This window comes from Pseudomonas sp. JAI111 (genome assembly GCF_024809425.1).
Lineage (GTDB): Bacteria > Pseudomonadota > Gammaproteobacteria > Pseudomonadales > Pseudomonadaceae > Aquipseudomonas.
On record NZ_JANUCB010000010.1, the window covers coordinates 20,548 to 39,182 of the forward strand.

12 protein-coding genes are annotated in these 18,635 nt (G+C 60.3%); 9 read left to right on the forward strand and 3 right to left on the reverse strand.

Going from position 1 to position 18,635, the window contains the following annotated elements; translation table 11 throughout:
* Window positions 1-214 precede the first annotated feature (214 nt).
* The 8 genes from HNR03_RS25450 (at window position 215) to cmoB (ending at window position 11,609) form a co-directional block, all read left to right on the forward strand.
* Complete coding sequence (locus HNR03_RS25450) at window positions 215-1,597, forward strand: carbohydrate porin (RefSeq protein WP_259156634.1); 1,383 nt, start codon at window positions 215-217, stop codon at window positions 1,595-1,597.
* A 209-nt stretch (window positions 1,598-1,806) separates the two neighbouring features.
* Window positions 1,807-4,215, forward strand: coding sequence for a glucose/quinate/shikimate family membrane-bound PQQ-dependent dehydrogenase (locus HNR03_RS25455; RefSeq protein ID WP_259156636.1), 2,409 nt, complete (start codon window positions 1,807-1,809; stop codon window positions 4,213-4,215).
* A gap of 523 nt (window positions 4,216-4,738) precedes the next feature.
* A complete protein-coding gene (locus tag HNR03_RS25460) occupies window positions 4,739-5,116 on the forward strand; it encodes a DUF6124 family protein (protein ID WP_222588311.1) in 378 nt (125 codons plus the stop codon).
* 947 nt (window positions 5,117-6,063) lie between these two features.
* Window positions 6,064-8,481: an endopeptidase La gene (gene lon / locus HNR03_RS25465; protein WP_259156637.1), complete on the forward strand. Its 2,418-nt coding sequence runs from the start codon at window positions 6,064-6,066 to the stop codon at window positions 8,479-8,481.
* Window positions 8,482-8,692: 211 nt separating this feature from the next.
* Complete coding sequence (locus tag HNR03_RS25470) at window positions 8,693-9,085, forward strand: protease inhibitor I42 family protein (protein WP_259156638.1); 393 nt, start codon at window positions 8,693-8,695, stop codon at window positions 9,083-9,085.
* A 2-nt stretch (window positions 9,086-9,087) separates the two neighbouring features.
* Window positions 9,088-9,723 (forward strand): lysoplasmalogenase, encoded by a 636-nt coding sequence (locus tag HNR03_RS25475; protein WP_259156639.1) that lies wholly within the window; start codon window positions 9,088-9,090, stop codon window positions 9,721-9,723.
* Window positions 9,724-9,876: 153 nt separating this feature from the next.
* The gene (gene cmoA / locus HNR03_RS25480) at window positions 9,877-10,656 is read left to right on the forward strand and encodes a carboxy-S-adenosyl-L-methionine synthase CmoA (protein ID WP_197678923.1); all 780 of its coding nucleotides are present in this window, start codon (window positions 9,877-9,879) and stop codon (window positions 10,654-10,656) included.
* Window positions 10,653-11,609, forward strand: a complete 957-nt coding sequence (gene cmoB, locus HNR03_RS25485; RefSeq protein WP_208669739.1) for a tRNA 5-methoxyuridine(34)/uridine 5-oxyacetic acid(34) synthase CmoB — start codon at window positions 10,653-10,655, stop codon at window positions 11,607-11,609. The genes cmoA and cmoB overlap by 4 nt, the downstream gene beginning before the upstream one ends.
* A gap of 248 nt (window positions 11,610-11,857) precedes the next feature.
* Here the strand turns inward: cmoB and tadA are convergent, their stop codons facing one another.
* Together tadA and HNR03_RS25495 are read right to left on the reverse strand one after the other, a co-directional pair.
* Complete coding sequence (gene tadA, locus HNR03_RS25490; protein ID WP_222588315.1) at window positions 11,858-12,355, reverse strand: tRNA adenosine(34) deaminase TadA; 498 nt, start codon at window positions 12,353-12,355, stop codon at window positions 11,858-11,860.
* A complete protein-coding gene (locus tag HNR03_RS25495; RefSeq protein WP_259156640.1) occupies window positions 12,355-13,731 on the reverse strand; it encodes a multicopper oxidase family protein in 1,377 nt (458 codons plus the stop codon). The genes tadA and HNR03_RS25495 overlap by 1 nt, the downstream gene beginning before the upstream one ends.
* A 219-nt stretch (window positions 13,732-13,950) precedes the next feature.
* Here HNR03_RS25495 and HNR03_RS25500 point away from each other — a divergent pair, with 219 nt between their 5' ends.
* Complete coding sequence (locus HNR03_RS25500) at window positions 13,951-16,929, forward strand: membrane-targeted effector domain-containing toxin (protein WP_259156641.1); 2,979 nt, start codon at window positions 13,951-13,953, stop codon at window positions 16,927-16,929.
* Between the two features lie 72 nt (window positions 16,930-17,001).
* Here HNR03_RS25500 and guaA read toward each other — a convergent pair whose 3' ends face one another.
* On the reverse strand, window positions 17,002-18,579 hold the full coding sequence (gene guaA / locus HNR03_RS25505; protein WP_222588320.1) for a glutamine-hydrolyzing GMP synthase: 1,578 nt from the start codon (window positions 18,577-18,579) through the stop codon (window positions 17,002-17,004).
* Window positions 18,580-18,635: the final 56 nt, after the last annotated feature.

The window sequence follows — 18,635 nt, forward strand, 5'->3', positions numbered from 1 at the left end:
CTGTGCGCTATCCCCTAAATGTAGGTGACCTTTACCGGATCGGCGCCGGACACTGTTACCAAATACGAAATAATTCATGTCACTAAAAGCGCTTTCTCTATTTGTAACAGGACATTATCCTTGCGCCCGTCAAGCTGAAACGCTTCCGCTGCCCCCCTTCACCCCTGCTGCGTTCAGTTCACCCCCTTAGAAAAAGACCCAGAACTTCTCCTTTATGCCTGATTTTCAAACTTCGCGAGACAGCGCTGTCCGTATCGCTGTTGCCAGCCGAAAAGCACTGAACCTGATCGGCGGCTTCACCGCGCTCGGCCTCGCCACTTACACCCAGGCCGCTCCAGCCTTTGATAGCGAATCACCCTGGATGCTCGGCGACTGGAATGGCACGCGCAGCGAACTCTCGGAAAAAGGCTACGACTTCAAAGTCGATTACACCGGCGAGATGGGCAGCAATCTGCACGGCGGCTACGACCATGACCGCACCGCACGCTACAGCGATCAATTCGGCCTCGGCACTCACCTGGACTTGCAGAAGATTCTGGGCTGGAACGCCGCTGAATTTCAGCTGACCGTCACCGAGCGCAACGGCAATAACATCAGCAATGACCGGATCAACGATCCCCGCGTCGGTGGTTTCACCTCGGCCCAGGAAGTCTGGGGCCGTGGGCAAACCTGGCGCCTGACGCAGATGTGGTATCAGCAGAAATTCTTCGATCAGAAGCTCGACATCAAAGTCGGTCGTTTCGGCGAAGGCGAAGACTTCAACAGCTTCCCCTGCGACTTCCAGAACCTGGCGTTCTGCGGCTCTCAGGTCGGCAACTGGGTCGGTGGCATCTGGTACAACTGGCCGGTCAGCCAGTGGGCGATGCGCGTCAAATATCACCTGACGCCAGAGCTGTACGCGCAAATCGGCGCGTACGAGCAGAACCCGTCGAACCTCGATCGCGGCAACGGCTTCAAACTCAGCGGCAGCGGCACCCAAGGCGCGATCCTGCCGGTGGAACTGGTGTGGTCGCCCAAGCTCAATGGCCTGCCGGGTGAATACCGCGCCGGTTATTACTACAGCAGCGCCAACGCCACCGATGTCTACAAGGACAGCAACGGCCAGCCCGCCGCGCTCAGCGGCGAGGCTTACCGCAGCGCATCGAGCAAACACGGCGTGTGGCTTGGTGTGCAGCAGCAGATCACCAGCCGTGCCAGCGACAACTCGCGCGGCTTGAGCGTGTTCGCCAACGGCACGATGCACGACAAGAAGACCAACGCCATCGACAACTATGTCCAGGCCGGCGTCGTCTACAAAGGCTTGTTCGATGCGCGCGCCAAAGACGATATCGGTTTCGCCCTGGCGCGGGTTCACGTCAATCCGGCCTTTCGCAAGAACGCCGAGGCGACCAATCAGGCCCACGCCGTCTTCGACTACGACGACCCGTCGTTCCTGCCGCCGCAGGACACCGAATACAGCGCCGAACTCTATTACGGCGTGCACGTCACGAACTGGCTGACCGTGCGCCCGAACCTGCAATACATCCGCCACCCCGGTGGCGTGGACAAGGTCGATGACGCGTTGATTGGCGGGATAAAAATCCAGTCATCGTTCTGACCGACACCACAAAACCCTTGTGGGAGCGGGCTTGCTCGCGAAAGCGGTGGGTCAGTCAACATTGATGTTGAGGCTGATGGCCTCTTCGCGAGCAAGCCCGCTCCCACAAGGATCAAGTTTCACTTTTATAACTGAACCATGCCCACGCCAGATCGTCATCTACAGTGAACTTGCGCGGGACTACTTAAAACGTCACGGAGAACCACACTATGAGCACTGATGGTGCTTTGAGTCGAAGCCGTTTGCTGCCGAGCCTGCTCGGCATCCTGCTTCTGCTAATGGGCCTGGCCATGCTGGCAGGCGGGATCAAGCTGAGCATGCTCGGCGGCTCGCTGTATTACTTGCTGGCCGGTATCGGTCTGACGCTGACCGGCGTGCTGCTGATCATGGCTCGCCGCGCTGCGCTGGGCCTCTACGCACTGGTGCTGTTCGCCAGTACGGTTTGGGCCTTGTGGGAAGTCGGCCTCGACTGGTGGCAACTGGTGCCGCGTCTGGCGATGTTGTTTGCGCTGGGTATCGTCATGTTGTTGCCGTGGTTCCGTCGTCCGCTGCTGATCACCGGCCCCGCGCCGATGGGCACTGGCGCGCTGAGCGTCGCCGTGGTGCTGGCAGGCGTTGCCGCACTGGCCAGCCAGTTCACCAACCCCGGAGAAATCAAAGGCCAGCTGGACCGCGACAGCGTGCCGGGCATGACCAACACCGCCCCGGCCATGCCCGACGGTGACTGGAACTCCTACGGCCGCAGCGCCCATGGCGATCGTTACTCGCCACTGGCGCAGATCACCCCGCAAAACGTGAACAAACTGGTCCCGGCCTGGACCTTTCGCACTGGCGATCTGCCAGGGCCGAACGACCCCGGCGAAACCACGGCCGAAAATACCCCGCTGAAAGTCAACGGCATGCTGTATGTCTGCACGCCGCACAGCAAGGTGATCGCGCTGGACCCGGACACCGGCAAGGAAATCTGGCGTTTCGATCCGAAGCTCTCCACGCAGAACGCGGCGAACTTCAAGGGCTGGGCGCACATGACCTGCCGTGGCGTGTCGTATCACGATGACGCCGCTTACGCCTCCGAACAAAGCCCGACCGGCAGCGCCAGCGCGCCAGTTGCCAGCGCCTGCCCACGCCGGATCTTCCTGCCGACCGCCGACACCCGTCTGATCGCCCTGAACGCCGACACCGGCAAGATGTGCGAAGACTTTGGCAACAAAGGCCAGGTCGACCTGAGCGCCAACATCGGCGGCTTCAACGCCGGCGGTTACTACTCGACTTCGCCGCCAGCCGTCACCAAAGACCTGGTCGTGATCGGCGGCCACGTCACCGATAACGTCTCCACCGACGAGCCAAGCGGCGTGATCCGCGCGTTCGACGTGCACACCGGCAAACTGGTGTGGAACTGGGACAGCGGCAACCCGGACGACACCACGCCGATTGCCGAAGGCAAAACCTACACCCGTAACTCGCCGAACATGTGGTCCATGTTCGCCGTCGACGAAAAACTCGGCATGCTCTACCTGCCGATGGGCAACCAGACCCCCGACCAGTTCGGTGGCGCTCGCACCCCGGAATCGGAACTGCACGCCGCCGGCCTGACCGCCCTGGACATTGGCACCGGTAAAGTGCGCTGGCACTTCCAGTTCACCCACCACGACCTGTGGGACATGGACGTCGGCGGCCAGCCAACCCTGATGGACCTGAAAACCGCGGACGGTGTGAAACCGGCCGTGCTCGCGTCCACCAAGCAAGGCAGCATCTACGTGCTGGACCGCAGCACTGGTAAAGCGATCGTGCCGATCAACGAAGTGCCGGTTCCACAAGGCGCTGTCGAAGGTGATCACACCTCGCCGACCCAACCGAAATCCGACCTCAACCTGATGCCGCCGCCCCTCAAAGAGCGCGACATGTGGGGCGTGACTCCATTCGACCAACTGATCTGCCGGATCGACTTCAAATCCATGCGCTACGACGGCCCGTTCACGCCGCCATCGCTACAAGGTTCGATCGTTTATCCAGGCAACTTCGGCGTGTTCGACTGGGGCGGCATCTCGGTTGATCCGGTGCGTCAAATCGCTTTCATGAACCCGGACTACATGGCGTTCAAATCGAAACTGATCCCGGCCGCCGAAATCGCCGCCCAAGGCCCGCGTAAAAGCGAAACCCAAGGCGTGCAGCCGAACAAAGGCGCGCCATACGGCGTCATCCTTGAACCCCTGCTCTCGCCTCTGGGCCTGCCGTGCCAGGCACCAGCCTGGGGTTACGTGACAGCGGTCGACCTGACCACCACCAAAATCATCTGGAAACACAAAAACGGCACCGTGCGCGACAGCTCACCGGTTCCAATCCCGCTGAGCATGGGCGTGCCTAGCCTGGGCGGCACCTTCACCACCGCCGGTGGCGTAGGCTTCCTGAGCGGCACCCTCGACCAGTACCTGCGTGCCTACGACATGAAAAACGGCAAGCAACTGTGGGAAGGCCGCCTGCCTGCCGGCGCGCAAACCACGCCGATGACCTACACCGGCAAGGACGGCAAGCAATACGTGCTCGTCGTCGCTGGCGGCCATGGTTCGTTGGGCACCAAGCAAGGTGACTACGTGATGGCGTACAAACTGTCCGAGTAAGACGTAGCGGCGGTTAAAGCAAAGGCGACTCCTGTGAGGGGGTCGCCTTTTTTTACATCGCTGCAAATCAAAAAATGTGGGAGCGAGCCTGCTCGCGATAGCGGTGTATCAGACAACTTAGATGTTGAATGTTAAACAGCCATCGCGAGCAGGCTCGCTCCCACATTTTGATCAAGGTGGGCCTGAAAAATCTGTGGAGGTCCTACAGCCGTGGCGGTTTTTGAGGGGGATTCCGACAGGTTGTGTCGGTTGTTATGTCGGAAGGCTGGGAGATAGGCTTTGAGGGTCGCTGCACATCAGCGGCCGGGCATCGCGGCCTGAGTTAGCTTACTTGGTGCATAATCACCGCCTCAACCGACTCTCCTTCATAGTTTGTCGATTGATTTCATGGTGGCTGTGCGCGGGATACCTTCGGGTATGCCGGGTTTACCAAGTGCTCGGTCCGCGAACCTGCGTACAGCTGCCACCCTCCATCGCATCGCGGCGATTAGTGGCAGCTCCATTACTGACTTGGAGCCTCACCATGATCAAAGAAACACCCAATCCCCCGAAAGCCGACGACGTTTCCCCCTACGAATCCGCCGACTCCAAAAAATTCAACGACGCCGCCGAACGCGCCTTGGACCACTACCTCAACCCCGCAGCCCTCAAATCACCAGCTAACCGCAAACCAAGCACCATGTTCCTGATTGCGCCGGACATCAAAGATGAAGACCTGCTGGCCCACACCTGTGAATCGTTGGCTCAAGCCAGTGTCATGGCCAGCGACTTCGCCGGCTATCTGGAAGGCCCGCACCGACACACGGCAATGGCGATTCAGCAGATAGTGATGCTGGCCGAGCTGGCGGTGAACCGGATGCTGGATAACGTTGAATTGCCGAAACCCGCGCCACACCGCTAATCGCCTGTGGGAGTCGGGCTTGCTCCGGGCGGCGTTCCGACGATGGCGGCCTGACAGTCACATGGATTTCAACCGACCCACCGCTATCGCGAGCAAGCTCGCTCCCACACCGGATCGTTGTCGGACACAGATGTTGTATTCACTGGCGATCACCTGTGGGAGCGGGCTTGCCCGCGATGGCAGTGCATCAGACAACATTTACATCGACGGCCCCACCGCCATCGCTGGCCAGCTCCCACAGTGGACCGGGTACACCTGAAAGTGACTCGTCGGCTGTCAGGCCGCCATCGCCGGCAGGCCAGCTCCCACAGTGGACCGGGTACATTGATCGTTCCCACGCTCCGCGTGGTAATGCATCCCGTGACGCTCTGCGTCACATTCAAGAGCGGAACGCGGAGCGTCCCCGGCGGCATTCCCACGCAGAGCGTGGGAACGATCATCAAAAATCGAGGCGTACCGCCCGCTCTTCACCACTCAACAGGCCGAGCGGTAGCTCGCCTGCTTTTGATTTTGACCCACCCGCCCCTTCGGGAGGCTGAGTGGAGGCGTTCATCTGGGGGTAGGCGCGTAGCGCCGTGCGGCGAAGCCGCACACATCGAGAGGAGGTCGTCGCGAAGCAGACCGGAGGCGATGCCCCCAGATGAATGCCGGAGCGAAGGAACACCGAGCCCCAGCGAGGGGCCGGACGCCGGGGCGAGCCTTTTTTTTGCTTACTTTTTTTGAGGCGTTTGTCAAAAAAAGTGAGTCGCCGTCAGGGCGAAACCCTAAGCCGCCGTTACCGCAGCAACGGATATGTACACCCCACCATAAGAACATGGTCGGCCCAAAGGCCGCCAAGTCACCAAGCACCTGTCAAACCCCTGAACACACCTAGAAATATCCAGAGCCATTGAAACCACAGCCAACCCGCCCCATCTAAGACCCATACCCCATTGCGCAGGTGCCCCATGAGCGACCAGCAAGAATTCCCCGAAGACCCGAGCGAATACGCCGACCCAGAAAACGCCGAACACCCTGCCACCAGCAAAGGCCTGGCCCTGCCCGGCCAAAACCTGCCGGACAAGGTCTACATCATCCCGATCCACAACCGCCCATTCTTCCCGGCCCAAGTCCTGCCGGTCATCGTCAACGAAGAACCCTGGGCCGAAACCCTCGACCTCGTCAGCAAATCCGACCACCACTCCCTGGCCCTGTTCTACATGGACACCCCCCAGGAAGACCCACGCCACTTCGACACCTCGGCCCTGCCGCTCTACGGCACCCTGGTCAAGGTCCACCACGCCAGCCGCGAAAACGGCAAACTGCAATTCGTCGCCCAAGGCCTGACCCGCGTGCGCATCCGCACCTGGCTCAAACACCATCGCCCGCCGTACCTCGTCGAAGTCGAATACCCGCACCAGCCCACCGAGCCGACCGACGAGGTCAAGGCCTACGGCATGGCGCTGATCAACGCGATCAAGGAACTGCTGCCGCTCAACCCGCTGTACAGCGAAGAACTGAAAAACTACCTCAACCGCTTCAGCCCCAACGATCCCTCGCCGCTGACCGACTTCGCCGCAGCCCTGACCTCGGCCACCGGCAGCGAACTGCAAGAAGTGCTCGACTGCGTGCCAATGCTCAAGCGCATGGAAAAAGTCCTGCCGATGCTGCGCAAGGAAGTCGAAGTCGCACGCCTGCAGAAAGAGATTTCAGCCGAAGTTAACCGCAAGATCGGCGAACATCAGCGCGAATTCTTCCTCAAGGAACAACTCAAGGTCATCCAGCAAGAGCTGGGCCTGACCAAGGACGACCGCAGCGCCGACATCGAACAGTTCGAGCAACGCCTGGAAGGCAAAGTGTTGCCCAACCAGGCGCAAAAACGCATCGAAGAGGAAATGAACAAGCTGTCGATCCTCGAAACCGGCTCCCCGGAATACGCAGTCACCCGCAACTACCTCGACTGGGCGACCTCGGTGCCGTGGGGCGTGTACGGCGAGGACAAACTCGACCTCAAGCACGCGCGCAAGGTGCTGGATAAACACCACGCCGGCCTCGACGACATCAAGGACCGCATCCTCGAATTCCTCGCCGTCGGCGCCTACAAAGGCGAGATCAGCGGTTCCATCGTGCTGCTGGTCGGCCCGCCAGGCGTGGGTAAAACCAGCGTCGGCAAATCCATCGCCGAATCCCTCGGCCGACCGTTCTATCGCTTCAGCCTCGGCGGCATGCGCGACGAAGCCGAAATCAAGGGCCACCGCCGCACCTACATCGGCGCGCAACCGGGCAAACTCGTCCACGCGTTAAAAGACGTCGAAGTGATGAACCCGGTGATCATGCTCGACGAAATCGACAAGATGGGCCAAAGCTACCAGGGCGACCCGGCATCGGCTTTGCTGGAAACTCTCGACCCGGAACAGAACGTCGAATTCCTCGACCACTATCTGGATCTGCGCCTGGACTTGTCCAAAGTGCTGTTCATCTGCACGGCCAACACCCTGGACTCGATTCCCGGCCCGTTACTGGACCGGATGGAAGTGATTCGCCTGTCGGGTTACATCACCGAAGAGAAAATCGCCATCGCCAAGCGCCACTTGTGGCCCAAGCAGCTGGAAAAGGCCGGCGTGTCCAAAGGCAGCCTGAGCATCAGCGACAGCGCGTTGAAAGCCTTGATCGACGGCTACGCCCGTGAAGCCGGGGTGCGCCAGTTGGAAAAACAACTGGGCAAACTGGTGCGCAAGGCCGTGGTCAAGCTGATCGACGAACCCAAGGCAGTAATCAAGCTCGGGCCGAAAGACCTCGAAGCCTCCCTCGGCCATCCAGTGTTCCGCAACGAACAAGTGCTGTCCGGCATCGGTGTCATCACCGGCCTGGCCTGGACCAGCATGGGCGGCGCGACCCTGCCGATCGAAGCCACGCGAATCCACACCTTGAACCGCGGCTTCAAACTCACCGGGCAACTGGGTGATGTGATGAAAGAGTCGGCGGAAATCGCCTACAGCTACGTCAGCTCGAATTTGAAGTCATTTGGCGGCGATCCGAAGTTCTTCGACGAAGCCTTCGTCCACCTGCACGTCCCGGAAGGCGCCACCCCGAAAGACGGCCCAAGCGCCGGCGTGACCATGGCCAGCGCCCTGCTCTCGCTCGCCCGCAACCAGCCGCCGAAAAAAGGCGTGGCCATGACCGGTGAACTGACGCTGACCGGGCATGTTCTGCCGATTGGCGGGGTGCGTGAGAAGGTCATTGCGGCGCGCCGGCAGAAGATCTTTGAATTGATCCTGCCCGAGCCGAACCGTGGAAGCTTTGAAGAACTGCCGGACTATCTGAAGGAAGGGATTACCGTGCACTTCGCCAAACGCTTTGCCGATGTGGCAAAGATTCTGTTCTGACCCCACCACCTGATCGTACTGATCGTTCCCACGCTCTGCGTGGGAATGCCGCCCGGGACGCTCCGCGTCCCTTCACAAGCGTGACGCAGAGCGTCACCGGATGCATTCCCACGCAGAGCGTGGGAACGATCATCGCCCGCTGCACCGTCACACTTTGTCTCATCTTCAGTTATGCTCGCCGTTCGTCGTGAACGCCGGAGCCCCTGTCCCCATGTCCCCCACTCGCCTGTTCGTCCCCCTCGCCCTTTCCCTGTTGGCGGCTTGCGCCACGCAACCGAAACAGAACGTGACCGTGGAAAAACAAAGCGAATGCCCCGTGCAACTGCGCAGCGGGCAAAACCTGATCCTGACCCTGCCCAGCAACCCGACCACCGGATATCGCTGGGCGATTCAAGACTCGGCCGGCGGCGTGTTGCAGGCACTCGGCCCCGAGGTCTACAGCAACCCCGAAGATGCCGGGATTGTCGGCAGCGCCGGTATTTCGACCTGGCGCTTTCAGGCGTTCGCCTCCGGCAACGGTCGTCTGCGCCTGACCTCCCAACAACCTTGGGCGCCGGAAGTGCTGCCGGTGGACACCTTCGACTGCGCGATCTCGGTTAACTGATCATGGGTTGGCTGATCCTGGCGCTGATGGGTGCGGTGACGTTCCTCTATGGGCTGAGCGTACATGCCGCGTTGTTATGCCTGCTGGTCAAGCCGCTGCCGGTGCTGGCCCTGCTCGGCTGGCTGCACGATGCACCGCCCAGCGAATACCGGCGCTGGATCAGCCTTGGACTGATTTTCTCCTTGCTCGGCGATGTGTTGCTGGCGTGGCCAGGGGATCTGTTTGTGTTTGGCCTCGGTGCGTTTTTGGTCGCGCATCTGGCGTACCTGAAGGCTTATTTGAGCGATTGCCGGCGGTTGGCGTTGCTGCCTTTGGTGATTGCCCTGGCGGTTGGCGCGGTGCTGCTGGGGATCCTGATTTCCCACGGACTGGGCCCGTTGCTGATTCCGGTGATCGTTTACGGCCTGGCCATCAGCGCGATGCTCTGGCGCGCGCTGGCTCGTTTGGGCAGCGATGTGCCTCAACGTTCGGCCCTGCTGGCGGCGGCCGGTGCGGTGGCGTTTGTGTTCTCCGACAGCGTGATTGGTATTAGCCGATTCGTCGTGCCGTTCGAGGCAGCGCCTTACGTGATCATCCTCAGTTACTGGGTGGGGCAATGGGGGATCACTGCGTCGGCGTTCACTCAGAAACCGCGCTGAATTCATCGCGAGCAAGCTCGCTCCCACAGGTTTATCACTGTCCCTGTGGGAGCGAGCCTGCTCGCGATTGCGGTATCACTGAAGACGCGGACCTCGGCGCCTGCCCGGCGCTTTATCAGACAACCCGCGCATCCCCCCGTCAATTTGGCTAAAATGCCAGCCTTTTCAACCGAAGCTGCTGGAACCGCCGTGAGCAAAGAACCCGATCGCCTTTTCGCCCAGCCTTTGGCCCAGGTGCCCGACTTCGCCTTTAACGAGGACGTGGTGCGGGTGTTCCCGGACATGATCAAGCGCTCGGTGCCAGGTTATCCGACCATCGTTGAAAACCTCGGCGTGCTCGCCGCGCAATTCGCCCAACCCAACAGCGTGCTCTACGACCTCGGTTCATCTTTGGGGGCCGTGACTCAAGCGTTGCGTCGCCACGTGCGCACCGACGGTTGCCGCGTTATCGCTGTGGATAACTCCGCAGCGATGGTCGAGCGTTGCCGCGAATACCTCAACGGTCAGGACTCGATGTTCCAGGAGTTGCTGCCGGTGGAAGTGATCGAGGGCGACATCCTCGCCCTTGAGTTCCAGCCCGCCTCGGTGGTGGCGCTGAATTTCACCCTGCAATTCATCGCCCCCGACCAGCGCACAGCCTTGCTCTCGCGCATCCGTCAATCGCTGCTGCCCGGCGGCGCGCTGATTCTGTCGGAGAAACTGCGCTTCAACGATCCTGAAGAACATGCGCTTCTCACCGATCTGCACGTCGCGTTCAAGCGCGCCAACGGCTACAGCGAACTGGAAATCGCCCAGAAACGCAGCGCCATCGAAAACGTCATGAAGCCCGACAGTCTCGAAGAACACCGCGAACGCCTGATGGCGGCCGGGTTCTCGAAAGTCGTGCCGTGGTTCCAGTGTCTTAACTTTGCCTCGTTGATTGCCTTGCCATGATTGATCTGTCCCCCCTCGCCCGCCGTCTGGCTGGCACTCCGCTGGCCGAATGGGCCAATACCCTGCAAGCGCAACTCGACAAGAAAATGGAGAAAGGTCACGGCGACCTGGAACGTTGGCAAAGTGCGCTGGACGCCTTGCCTAAAATCCAGCCGAGTGAAGTCGACCTGCTAAATGGCCTGACGCTGGACACCGATTGCGACGACGAAACCCGTGCGCAAATGCGCACAGCGCTGATGGGGCTGTCGCCGTGGCGCAAAGGGCCGTTCGACTTGTTTGGCGTGCACGTCGACACCGAATGGCGCTCGGACTGGAAGTGGTCGCGGGTCGCGCCGCACCTGGACCTCAAGGGCAAACGCATCCTCGATGTCGGCTGCGGCAACGGCTACTACATGTGGCGCATGCTCGGCGCCGGGGCCGACAGCGTGATTGGCGTCGATCCGAACTGGCTGTTCTTCTGCCAGTTCCAGGCGGTGCAGCGCTACCTGTCCGAACCCAATGCCTGGCACCTGCCATTCCCGTTCGAAGACCTGCCGCCGAACATGGAAGGCTTCGACACTGTGTTTTCCATGGGCGTGTTCTATCACCGTCGCTCGCCGATCGAGCACTTGCTGGCGCTGAAGGATTGCCTGGTCAAGGGCGGTGAGCTGGTCCTGGAAACGCTGGTGATCGAAGGCGATCAGCAACAGGTGCTGGTGCCGGAAGACCGTTATGCGCAGATGCGTAACGTCTGGTTCCTGCCGTCGGTGCCGGCGCTGGAATTATGGTTGCGCCGCGCCGGGTTCACCGATGTTCGCTGCGTCGACGTGAGCGTGACCACGGTTGAGGAACAACGCGGGACGGAGTGGATGAAGTACCAGTCGTTGAGCGACTTCCTTGATCCCGAGGATCACAGCAAGACCATTGAAGGACTGCCGGCGCCGATGCGGGCCGTCATCGTCGCCCGCAAGTAAACACCCGATCTCCCTGCCGGATTTCGATCGTTCCCACGCTCTGCGTGGGAATGCATCCGGTGACGCTCTGCGTCACGCTTGTAAAGGGACGCGGAGCGTCCCGGGCGGCATTCCCACGCAGAGCGTGGGAACGATCATGGATCCCCTGTGGGAGCGAGCCTGCTCGCGATGGCGGAGTATCAGTCACTAGTTATGTCGACTGACACACCGCTATCGCGAGCAAGCTCGCTCCCACATGGGTTCAGTGTTTAGTCTGCTGGTTTAGCTCTTCGGGCCTTGAAAAACTCGCTGAGAACAGCACCGCATTCTTCCGCCAACACCCCGCCTTCATACAGCACCCGGTGATTCAAAAAGCCCTGGGTAAAAAACTGCCCCTGACTCTGCACAATCCCGGCTTTCGGTTCCAGGGCGCCGTACACCACCCGCGCAATCCGCGAATGCACGATCAGCCCGGCGCACATGCTGCACGGTTCAAGCGTCACGTAGAGCGTGCTGCCCGGCAGGCGATAGTTGCTGGCCGCCAACGCCGCAGCGCGGATCGCGACCATCTCGGCATGGGCACTCGGGTCGTGGCGGCTGATCGGACAATTGAAGCCGCGCCCGATGATTTCACCGTCCTGCACCAGCACCGCGCCGACCGGAACCTCGCCAAGGGTTGCACCTTCAGCCGCAAGAGCCAGGGCTTCGCGCATGAAGTCGCGGTCGCGGCTGCGGTCAATGATTGCGGCGGGACGAATCTGACGCATCAGGCCACCTCGATTGCGGCCATCAGGCCGGTTTCCATGTGGTCGATCACATGGCAATGGAACATCCACACCCCCGGGTTATCCGCCACCAAGGCCACTTGCGCACGCTCGTTCTTGCCCAGCAAATAAGTGTCGGTGAAATACGGAATGACCTTGTGCCGGTTCGAGGCGATGACTTTGAAGCTCATGCCATGCAGGTGAATCGGGTGTTGATACTGAGTCATGTTCTTCAATTCGAAAATGTAGCTCTTGCCCTTCTCGAGCTTGGCAATCGGGCGGTCGGCGCAGGTCTTGTCGGTGATGTCCCAGGCCTTGCCGTTAATCTGCCACAAGCTGGGTGGCTTGCCGTTGTCGACGTTCACCGAGACCGAGCCCACCCATTCGAAATTGAAGTTGAGTTTCTCGGCATTGGCCAGGTCCGGCTCGGCCACCGGGTTGGCGGGCAGCGCGGGCGGCCACGCGGTGGGAGCATCGGTGTTCGCCACCGAACGAAACGTGCCGAGGCGAACCGGGCCGTTGCGCAGGGACAACTCCTCACCGGCCGGCGGCGCCTTGATCGCCAGACAAATGCGCATGCCCGGGCCAAGCCAGTATTCCTTGCCCAACGGGCGCGGTTCTATCGGGTTGCCGTCCAGCGCGTAGATCTGCGCTTCGACGCCGGGAATGTTGAGGCGATACGTCAGCGTGTTATCGAGGTTGAGCAAGCGTACGCGGGTGATTTGCCCGGCGGGCAAGTCGATCACCGCTTGCGACTCACCATTGATGGTCGACAGGCGCCCGGCGGTGCCACCACGGGCGGCTTCGCGAGGAACGCTGAAGGCCACGAAAGCGCCCTCTTCATCGACGTGCCAGCTCTTGAGGCTCAGGGTTTTCTCGTACTTGAAACCGGTGGGCTCGCGCTCTTCGATGATCAGCGGGCCGACCAGGCCGCGGCCAAGTTCTTCGCTGCTGTTCACGTGCGGGTGATACCAGTAGCTGCCAGCGTCGGGCACGCGGAATTTGTAATCGAAGTATTCGCCGGGTAGCACCGGCAATTGCGAAACGTACGGCACACCGTCCATCTCAAGCAGCAGGCGGATGCCATGCCAGTGGATGGTGGTCGCCACCGGCAAGTGGTTGATGAACCGCACCCGCAGCCATTCGCCCTGACGCACGCGCAACTCAGTGCCAGGCGCCGACGGGCCAAACGCCCAGGCTTGAGTCTTGTGCCCGGCGACCAGTTCGACGTCCAGCGGCGCGGCGATCAGCTCATAGTCATGGCCGGCGTCAGCGTCAGCCATCTTGCCCAACCAGTAGCGCGACGCACCACCGGCCCCCACGCCAACCACCACAAGACCGGCCAGACCACCGAGTATTTGTCGACGGGTAAAGGACATGAACTCAACTACCTCACGTATCAGCGACAGGCCCGCAGGCCCGCAAAAGGCGAATACGATACACCTGCGGATGAGAAACAGTAAGGGCAGCGCGGCGGATGGCCGCACCGCGTCACCGCCCCTACACGATTGCGCATCCCGTGTGGGCATATCTATGTAGTGCACTCCTCCTGAGCAAATGGGCGATCCTCACCGCCCCATTTTCTCAAGGAGCGAGAAATGAACTTACCTGAATCAGTTGCCCCATCCCTTTTGCCCAATCCCACGGACGAGCAATCCCTGAAAGCGCTGGTGCAGCCTTTTACCGAGGCCTGCCCCGACATGCATGCGATGGCCTACGACGTCGCAAAAGGCATACTCGATAAACACGGAATCAAAGGCATCGACCCGGACAAGGTCTGGTGGCACCGTTTCGATAACGTGTCGGTCAGCAGCACCAAGGCTTTTCTCGGCTGGGAACGTTATCCGAAGCCTTGCGAGTCGCTGACCTTGCCGCAACTGGTGGGCCAGCGATTCCGCCTCAGCGATCAGGAAGACCCTGGCATGCCTGATGGCGATGGCGGCTTCTACAACCAAGGCCCTCACGCCTCGATTTTTAACCAAACCAACGAAATCAGGATGTACCCAAGGGATGTTCTGAAGGACTTCTGGGCCCTCAATTTCGCTCAATCCTACCGAGAAAAAATGGAGCGCTTCTGGCCACTCCATTCGGACGATTTTCGAACACTCGCCAAACTCAACTTCCTGGTGCAGGCACTGGACGAACACGACGGCGCCCGACTGAACAACGAAAACCTCAAGACGGTGATCAAAGCCGTGGCCGGCAATGTGAGCTGGCCGGTCAGCCTCGACATGCTGCGAGCGCAGGCACCAACCGTGGACGGATTACGCGTGTGCGCGCTGGATATCGGCGGTTATCAGGCGACCGATATCCTGTGCATCACCGATCGCAACGGCGTGAACATCCTTTACACACCGGGTGAAACCCAGACGTTCCACATCTTTACCACCCTGCTCGATTTCCATTGGTGGCTGTTGCTGCAAAACAACTATGCAGAGAATCGGGCGCGATTCATGAGTCATTTCCCGTTGTCCGCCCAACAGCAGGACGACGGCAAAATCGGCTTGAACGCTACGATCGACCTGCTCTATACAACGTGGGGCGCCTACGACCATCACCTGATCAATCAAAACGCCGAGCCGATCACCGGCGATGTTTTCACCTGGTTGCGCGACTCGGTGAAGGCGCGCATGTACAGCGATGCGGACCTGTCCCTTCACTCCAACGGACAACTGCGAAAAAAGATGTGGATCGGCTATTTGAACGCGTTCGTCCACCTCTTCAGTTCGATGGCGGGCCTTGGATGGCCCGTGGCGCTGGCCGCCGTTGGCGCCGGCATTGCCGATATGGGTTTGAACATTGACCAGGCAATCAATGGCAGCACCAAGGCCGAGCGCAAGGCGGGGGTCGTGGGTGCCATCTTCAGCGGTATCGAAACCCTGTTCAACCTGCCTTTCCTGCGCGGCGCAACGGAGCTCGCCGAAGTCAGTGAAGCCAGCGAAACCTTCACGCCACAGGACAGCATCACTGAACCTGTCAATGAACGCCCCACAAGCCCTTCAGGGCTCCCACCCATCGCCCGATTCGCCCCCGGCCCGGCGTATGCCGAGCAAGGTGCGGAGCTGCTGTCATCCTTTGAAACCAATGAAGTGCTGGATGGCTTGTGGCCCGTCAGCGACGAAGGCAAATTCGCTGGCATCTATCAGCCGCCGAACGGCGGCAATTATGTGCTGATCAACGACAGTTACTACCTTGTACGCTACGCCGAGGCACTGAAAACCTGGGTCATCATCGACCCGGCCAATCCCTATTCGTTTTATCGCAGCCTGCCGGTCCGACTGGATGCAGCGGGAGAATGGCAACCCATCAACCGTCCGGGTCTGTTCGGTGGCGGCAAGTTCGACGGACTATGGCCGTGGGGCCGTGACAGCACCGCGCTACCTGACATCGACAGCCCGCCCAGCGCATACGATATGCCGCAGGCCTCGCGCGAACAGCTCAAAAACCTAGCCCAAGGAGGTGGCAGCAAATACGACCTCAAAGACTACACCGCCAGCCTGCCCAAGCCTGACGGCAGCAATCCCGTTGCCGACTTCAAGGACATGCGCAAAACCCTGTACCGCGATGCCACAGCATTCTTCGAATCAAACACCCTTCCAGCCAGGCCCGAAATCCCTACGCTGCCAGCGCGTCTGCCCTACAAAGACATCATCAAGAAGCTGTTTCGTCTGGTATCAGGGCTGGTGGTCGGTGAGAACCATTCAAGCGTTGCCAGCAAACAGTTCCTGATCGAAAACATGGAGGTCCTGAGCAAGCAAAAGATCAAAACGCTCTACATGGAGCACTTGCTGACCGACTTTCATCAGGCTGATCTGGATGTGTTCAATCGAACGGGAGCGATGTCGGAAAATCTCGAGAATTACCTGAAAATTCTGGATCAAGGGCACAGCACCGACCCCAGCGGTCAGTTCACGTTTCTGGAAGTGGTCAAGGCGGCCCGCCGAAACCATATCCGGATACAGGCCATCGATTGCATGGCCAGCTACCGGAGCACGGGAATGACCGGTGTCGAACCTGATTTCCGGCAAAGAATGATGAATTTTTTTGCCCATCAGGTCATCAGCGCCGACCAGGCTGCCCGAGGTGCTCATCGTTGGGTCGCGCTAATGGGCGACAGTCACGCCAGCACATGGGGCGGCGTGCCCGGTGTCAGCGAACTGGAGGGCGGCATCAGCTTGCGCATAGAAAGCACCGACGCCGGAACGGCACGAGGCATCGAAGTGGACCCGGGACGCATTCCTACCGATAACTTCGGCCGGCCGCTGGCCAGCGTCAAAGGTGATCTGCGTCTGCAACTGGATACACCGCCCAGTGTTGTGCTGGCCGAAACACTGGAAAAGAGCCTGCGCAATACGGGTGATTGCGCGGTAATGAACATCGATAACACGGCCACACTCATTCACCGCAGCAGCGACGGCACCATCGTTCGCACAGTGATCCAGCGCGACTCCGGTTCGTTCTACATTGAGCGGCCAAGTTGGCCGTCCCTCACCGGCCGACGTTTCCCCAACATCACGGACCTCTCGACAGCGTTAAGGCTCATCGGCCTGAGACCGGTGAAAGTAGCCGGATCCTGATAGACAAAAAAGCCCCGTGAACTCGCGTTCACGGGGCTTTTAAGGTGTTACGGACGATCTGTCAGCGCGGGATTATTCCCACTCAATCGTCGCTGGCGGCTTGCTCGACACGTCGTAAGTGACGCGGGAGATGCCTTCGATTTCGTTGATGATCCGGCCGCTGACGGTTTCCAGCAGTTCGTAAGGCAGGTGTGCCCAACGTGCAGTCATGAAGTCGATGGTTTCAACGGCACGTAGGGCAACTACCCAGGCGTAACGACGGCCATCGCCAACCACGCCAACCGATTTCACTGGCTGGAACACCACGAATGCCTGGCTGACCTTGTGGTACCAGTCGGCCTTGCGCAGTTCTTCGATGAAGATGTGGTCGGCACGACGCAGCAGGTCGGCGTATTCCTTCTTCACTTCACCGAGGATCCGCACGCCCAGGCCCGGGCCCGGGAACGGGTGACGGTAGACCATGTCGTACGGCAGGCCGAGTTCCAGGCCCAGACGACGGACTTCGTCCTTGAACAGCTCGCGCAGGGGTTCAACCAGCTTGAGGTTCATTTCTTCCGGCAGGCCGCCCACGTTGTGGTGCGACTTGATTACGTGAGCCTTGCCGCTTTTGGCGCCAGCCGACTCGATCACGTCCGGGTAGATAGTGCCTTGGGCGAGGTATTTGATGTTATCCAGTTTGTTGGACTGGGCATCGAATACGTCGATGAAGGTACGGCCGATGATCTTGCGTTTTTTCTCTGGGTCGGACTCGCCGGCCAGGTTATTCAGGAACTGCTCTTCGGCGTTGGCGCGGATTACTTTGACGCCCATGTTCTCGGCGAACATGGCCATCACTTGCTCGCCTTCGTGCAGACGCAGCAGGCCGTTGTCGACAAAGACGCAGGTCAGTTGGTCGCCGATGGCTTTGTGCAGCAGCGCGGCAACTACCGAGGAGTCAACGCCGCCGGACAAGCCGAGCAGTACGTTGTCCGTGCCGACCTGGGCGCGAACCTGGGCGATGGCGTCTTCGGCAATCTTCGACGGCGTCCACAGGGCTTCACAGCCGCAGATGTCGAGGATGAAGCGCGACAGGATGCGACCGCCCTGCTTGGTGTGGGTCACTTCCGGGTGGAACTGCACGCCGTAGTAGCCGCGAGCATCGTCGAACATGCCGGCAATCGGGCAGCTCGGGGTGCTGGCCAGGATGTGGAATTCCTGCGGCATCTTGGTGACTTTGTCACCGTGGCTCATCCATACGTCGAGGCCGAAGAGGCCATCGGCGTCGATGTGGTCTTCAATGCCGTCGAGCAGGCGACTCTTGCCGACCACGTCGACACGGGCGTAACCGAACTCACGCAGATCGGAGCCTTCAACCTTGCCGCCCAGTTGTTCGGCCATGGTTTGCATGCCGTAGCAGATACCGAAGACCGGCACGCCCAGGTCAAACACCGCTTGCGGGCAACGAGGGCTGTTGGCTTCGTGCACGGACTCGGGGCCGCCGGCGAGAATGACGCCTTTTGGAGCGAATTCGCGAATCGCTTCTTCATCCATGTCGAACGGATGCAGTTCGCAGTACACGCCGATTTCACGCACGCGGCGGGCAATCAGCTGGGTGTACTGGGAACCGAAGTCGAGGATCAGGATGCGGTGAGCGTGAATGTCGAGGGCCATGGGAGAGCTCTGAAAAGCAGTTGCAAGCTTCAAGCTGCAAGCTGCAAGTTATCGGA

What these genes read in the sequence shown, in the direction of transcription:
- HNR03_RS25450 (WP_259156634.1), top strand. Translation starts at nt 215, where the DNA reads ATGCCTGATTTTCAAACTTCGCGAGACAGCGCTGTCCGTATCGCTGTT.
- HNR03_RS25455 (WP_259156636.1), top strand. Translation starts at nt 1,807, where the DNA reads ATGAGCACTGATGGTGCTTTGAGTCGAAGCCGTTTGCTGCCGAGCCTG.
- HNR03_RS25460 (WP_222588311.1), top strand. Translation starts at nt 4,739, where the DNA reads ATGATCAAAGAAACACCCAATCCCCCGAAAGCCGACGACGTTTCCCCC.
- lon (WP_259156637.1), top strand. Translation starts at nt 6,064, where the DNA reads ATGAGCGACCAGCAAGAATTCCCCGAAGACCCGAGCGAATACGCCGAC.
- HNR03_RS25470 (WP_259156638.1), top strand. Translation starts at nt 8,693, where the DNA reads ATGTCCCCCACTCGCCTGTTCGTCCCCCTCGCCCTTTCCCTGTTGGCG.
- HNR03_RS25475 (WP_259156639.1), top strand. Translation starts at nt 9,088, where the DNA reads ATGGGTTGGCTGATCCTGGCGCTGATGGGTGCGGTGACGTTCCTCTAT.
- cmoA (WP_197678923.1), top strand. Translation starts at nt 9,877, where the DNA reads ATGCCAGCCTTTTCAACCGAAGCTGCTGGAACCGCCGTGAGCAAAGAA.
- cmoB (WP_208669739.1), top strand. Translation starts at nt 10,653, where the DNA reads ATGATTGATCTGTCCCCCCTCGCCCGCCGTCTGGCTGGCACTCCGCTG.
- tadA (WP_222588315.1), bottom strand. Translation starts at nt 12,355, where the DNA reads ATGCGTCAGATTCGTCCCGCCGCAATCATTGACCGCAGCCGCGACCGC.
- HNR03_RS25495 (WP_259156640.1), bottom strand. Translation starts at nt 13,731, where the DNA reads ATGTCCTTTACCCGTCGACAAATACTCGGTGGTCTGGCCGGTCTTGTG.
- HNR03_RS25500 (WP_259156641.1), top strand. Translation starts at nt 13,951, where the DNA reads ATGAACTTACCTGAATCAGTTGCCCCATCCCTTTTGCCCAATCCCACG.
- guaA (WP_222588320.1), bottom strand. Translation starts at nt 18,579, where the DNA reads ATGGCCCTCGACATTCACGCTCACCGCATCCTGATCCTCGACTTCGGT.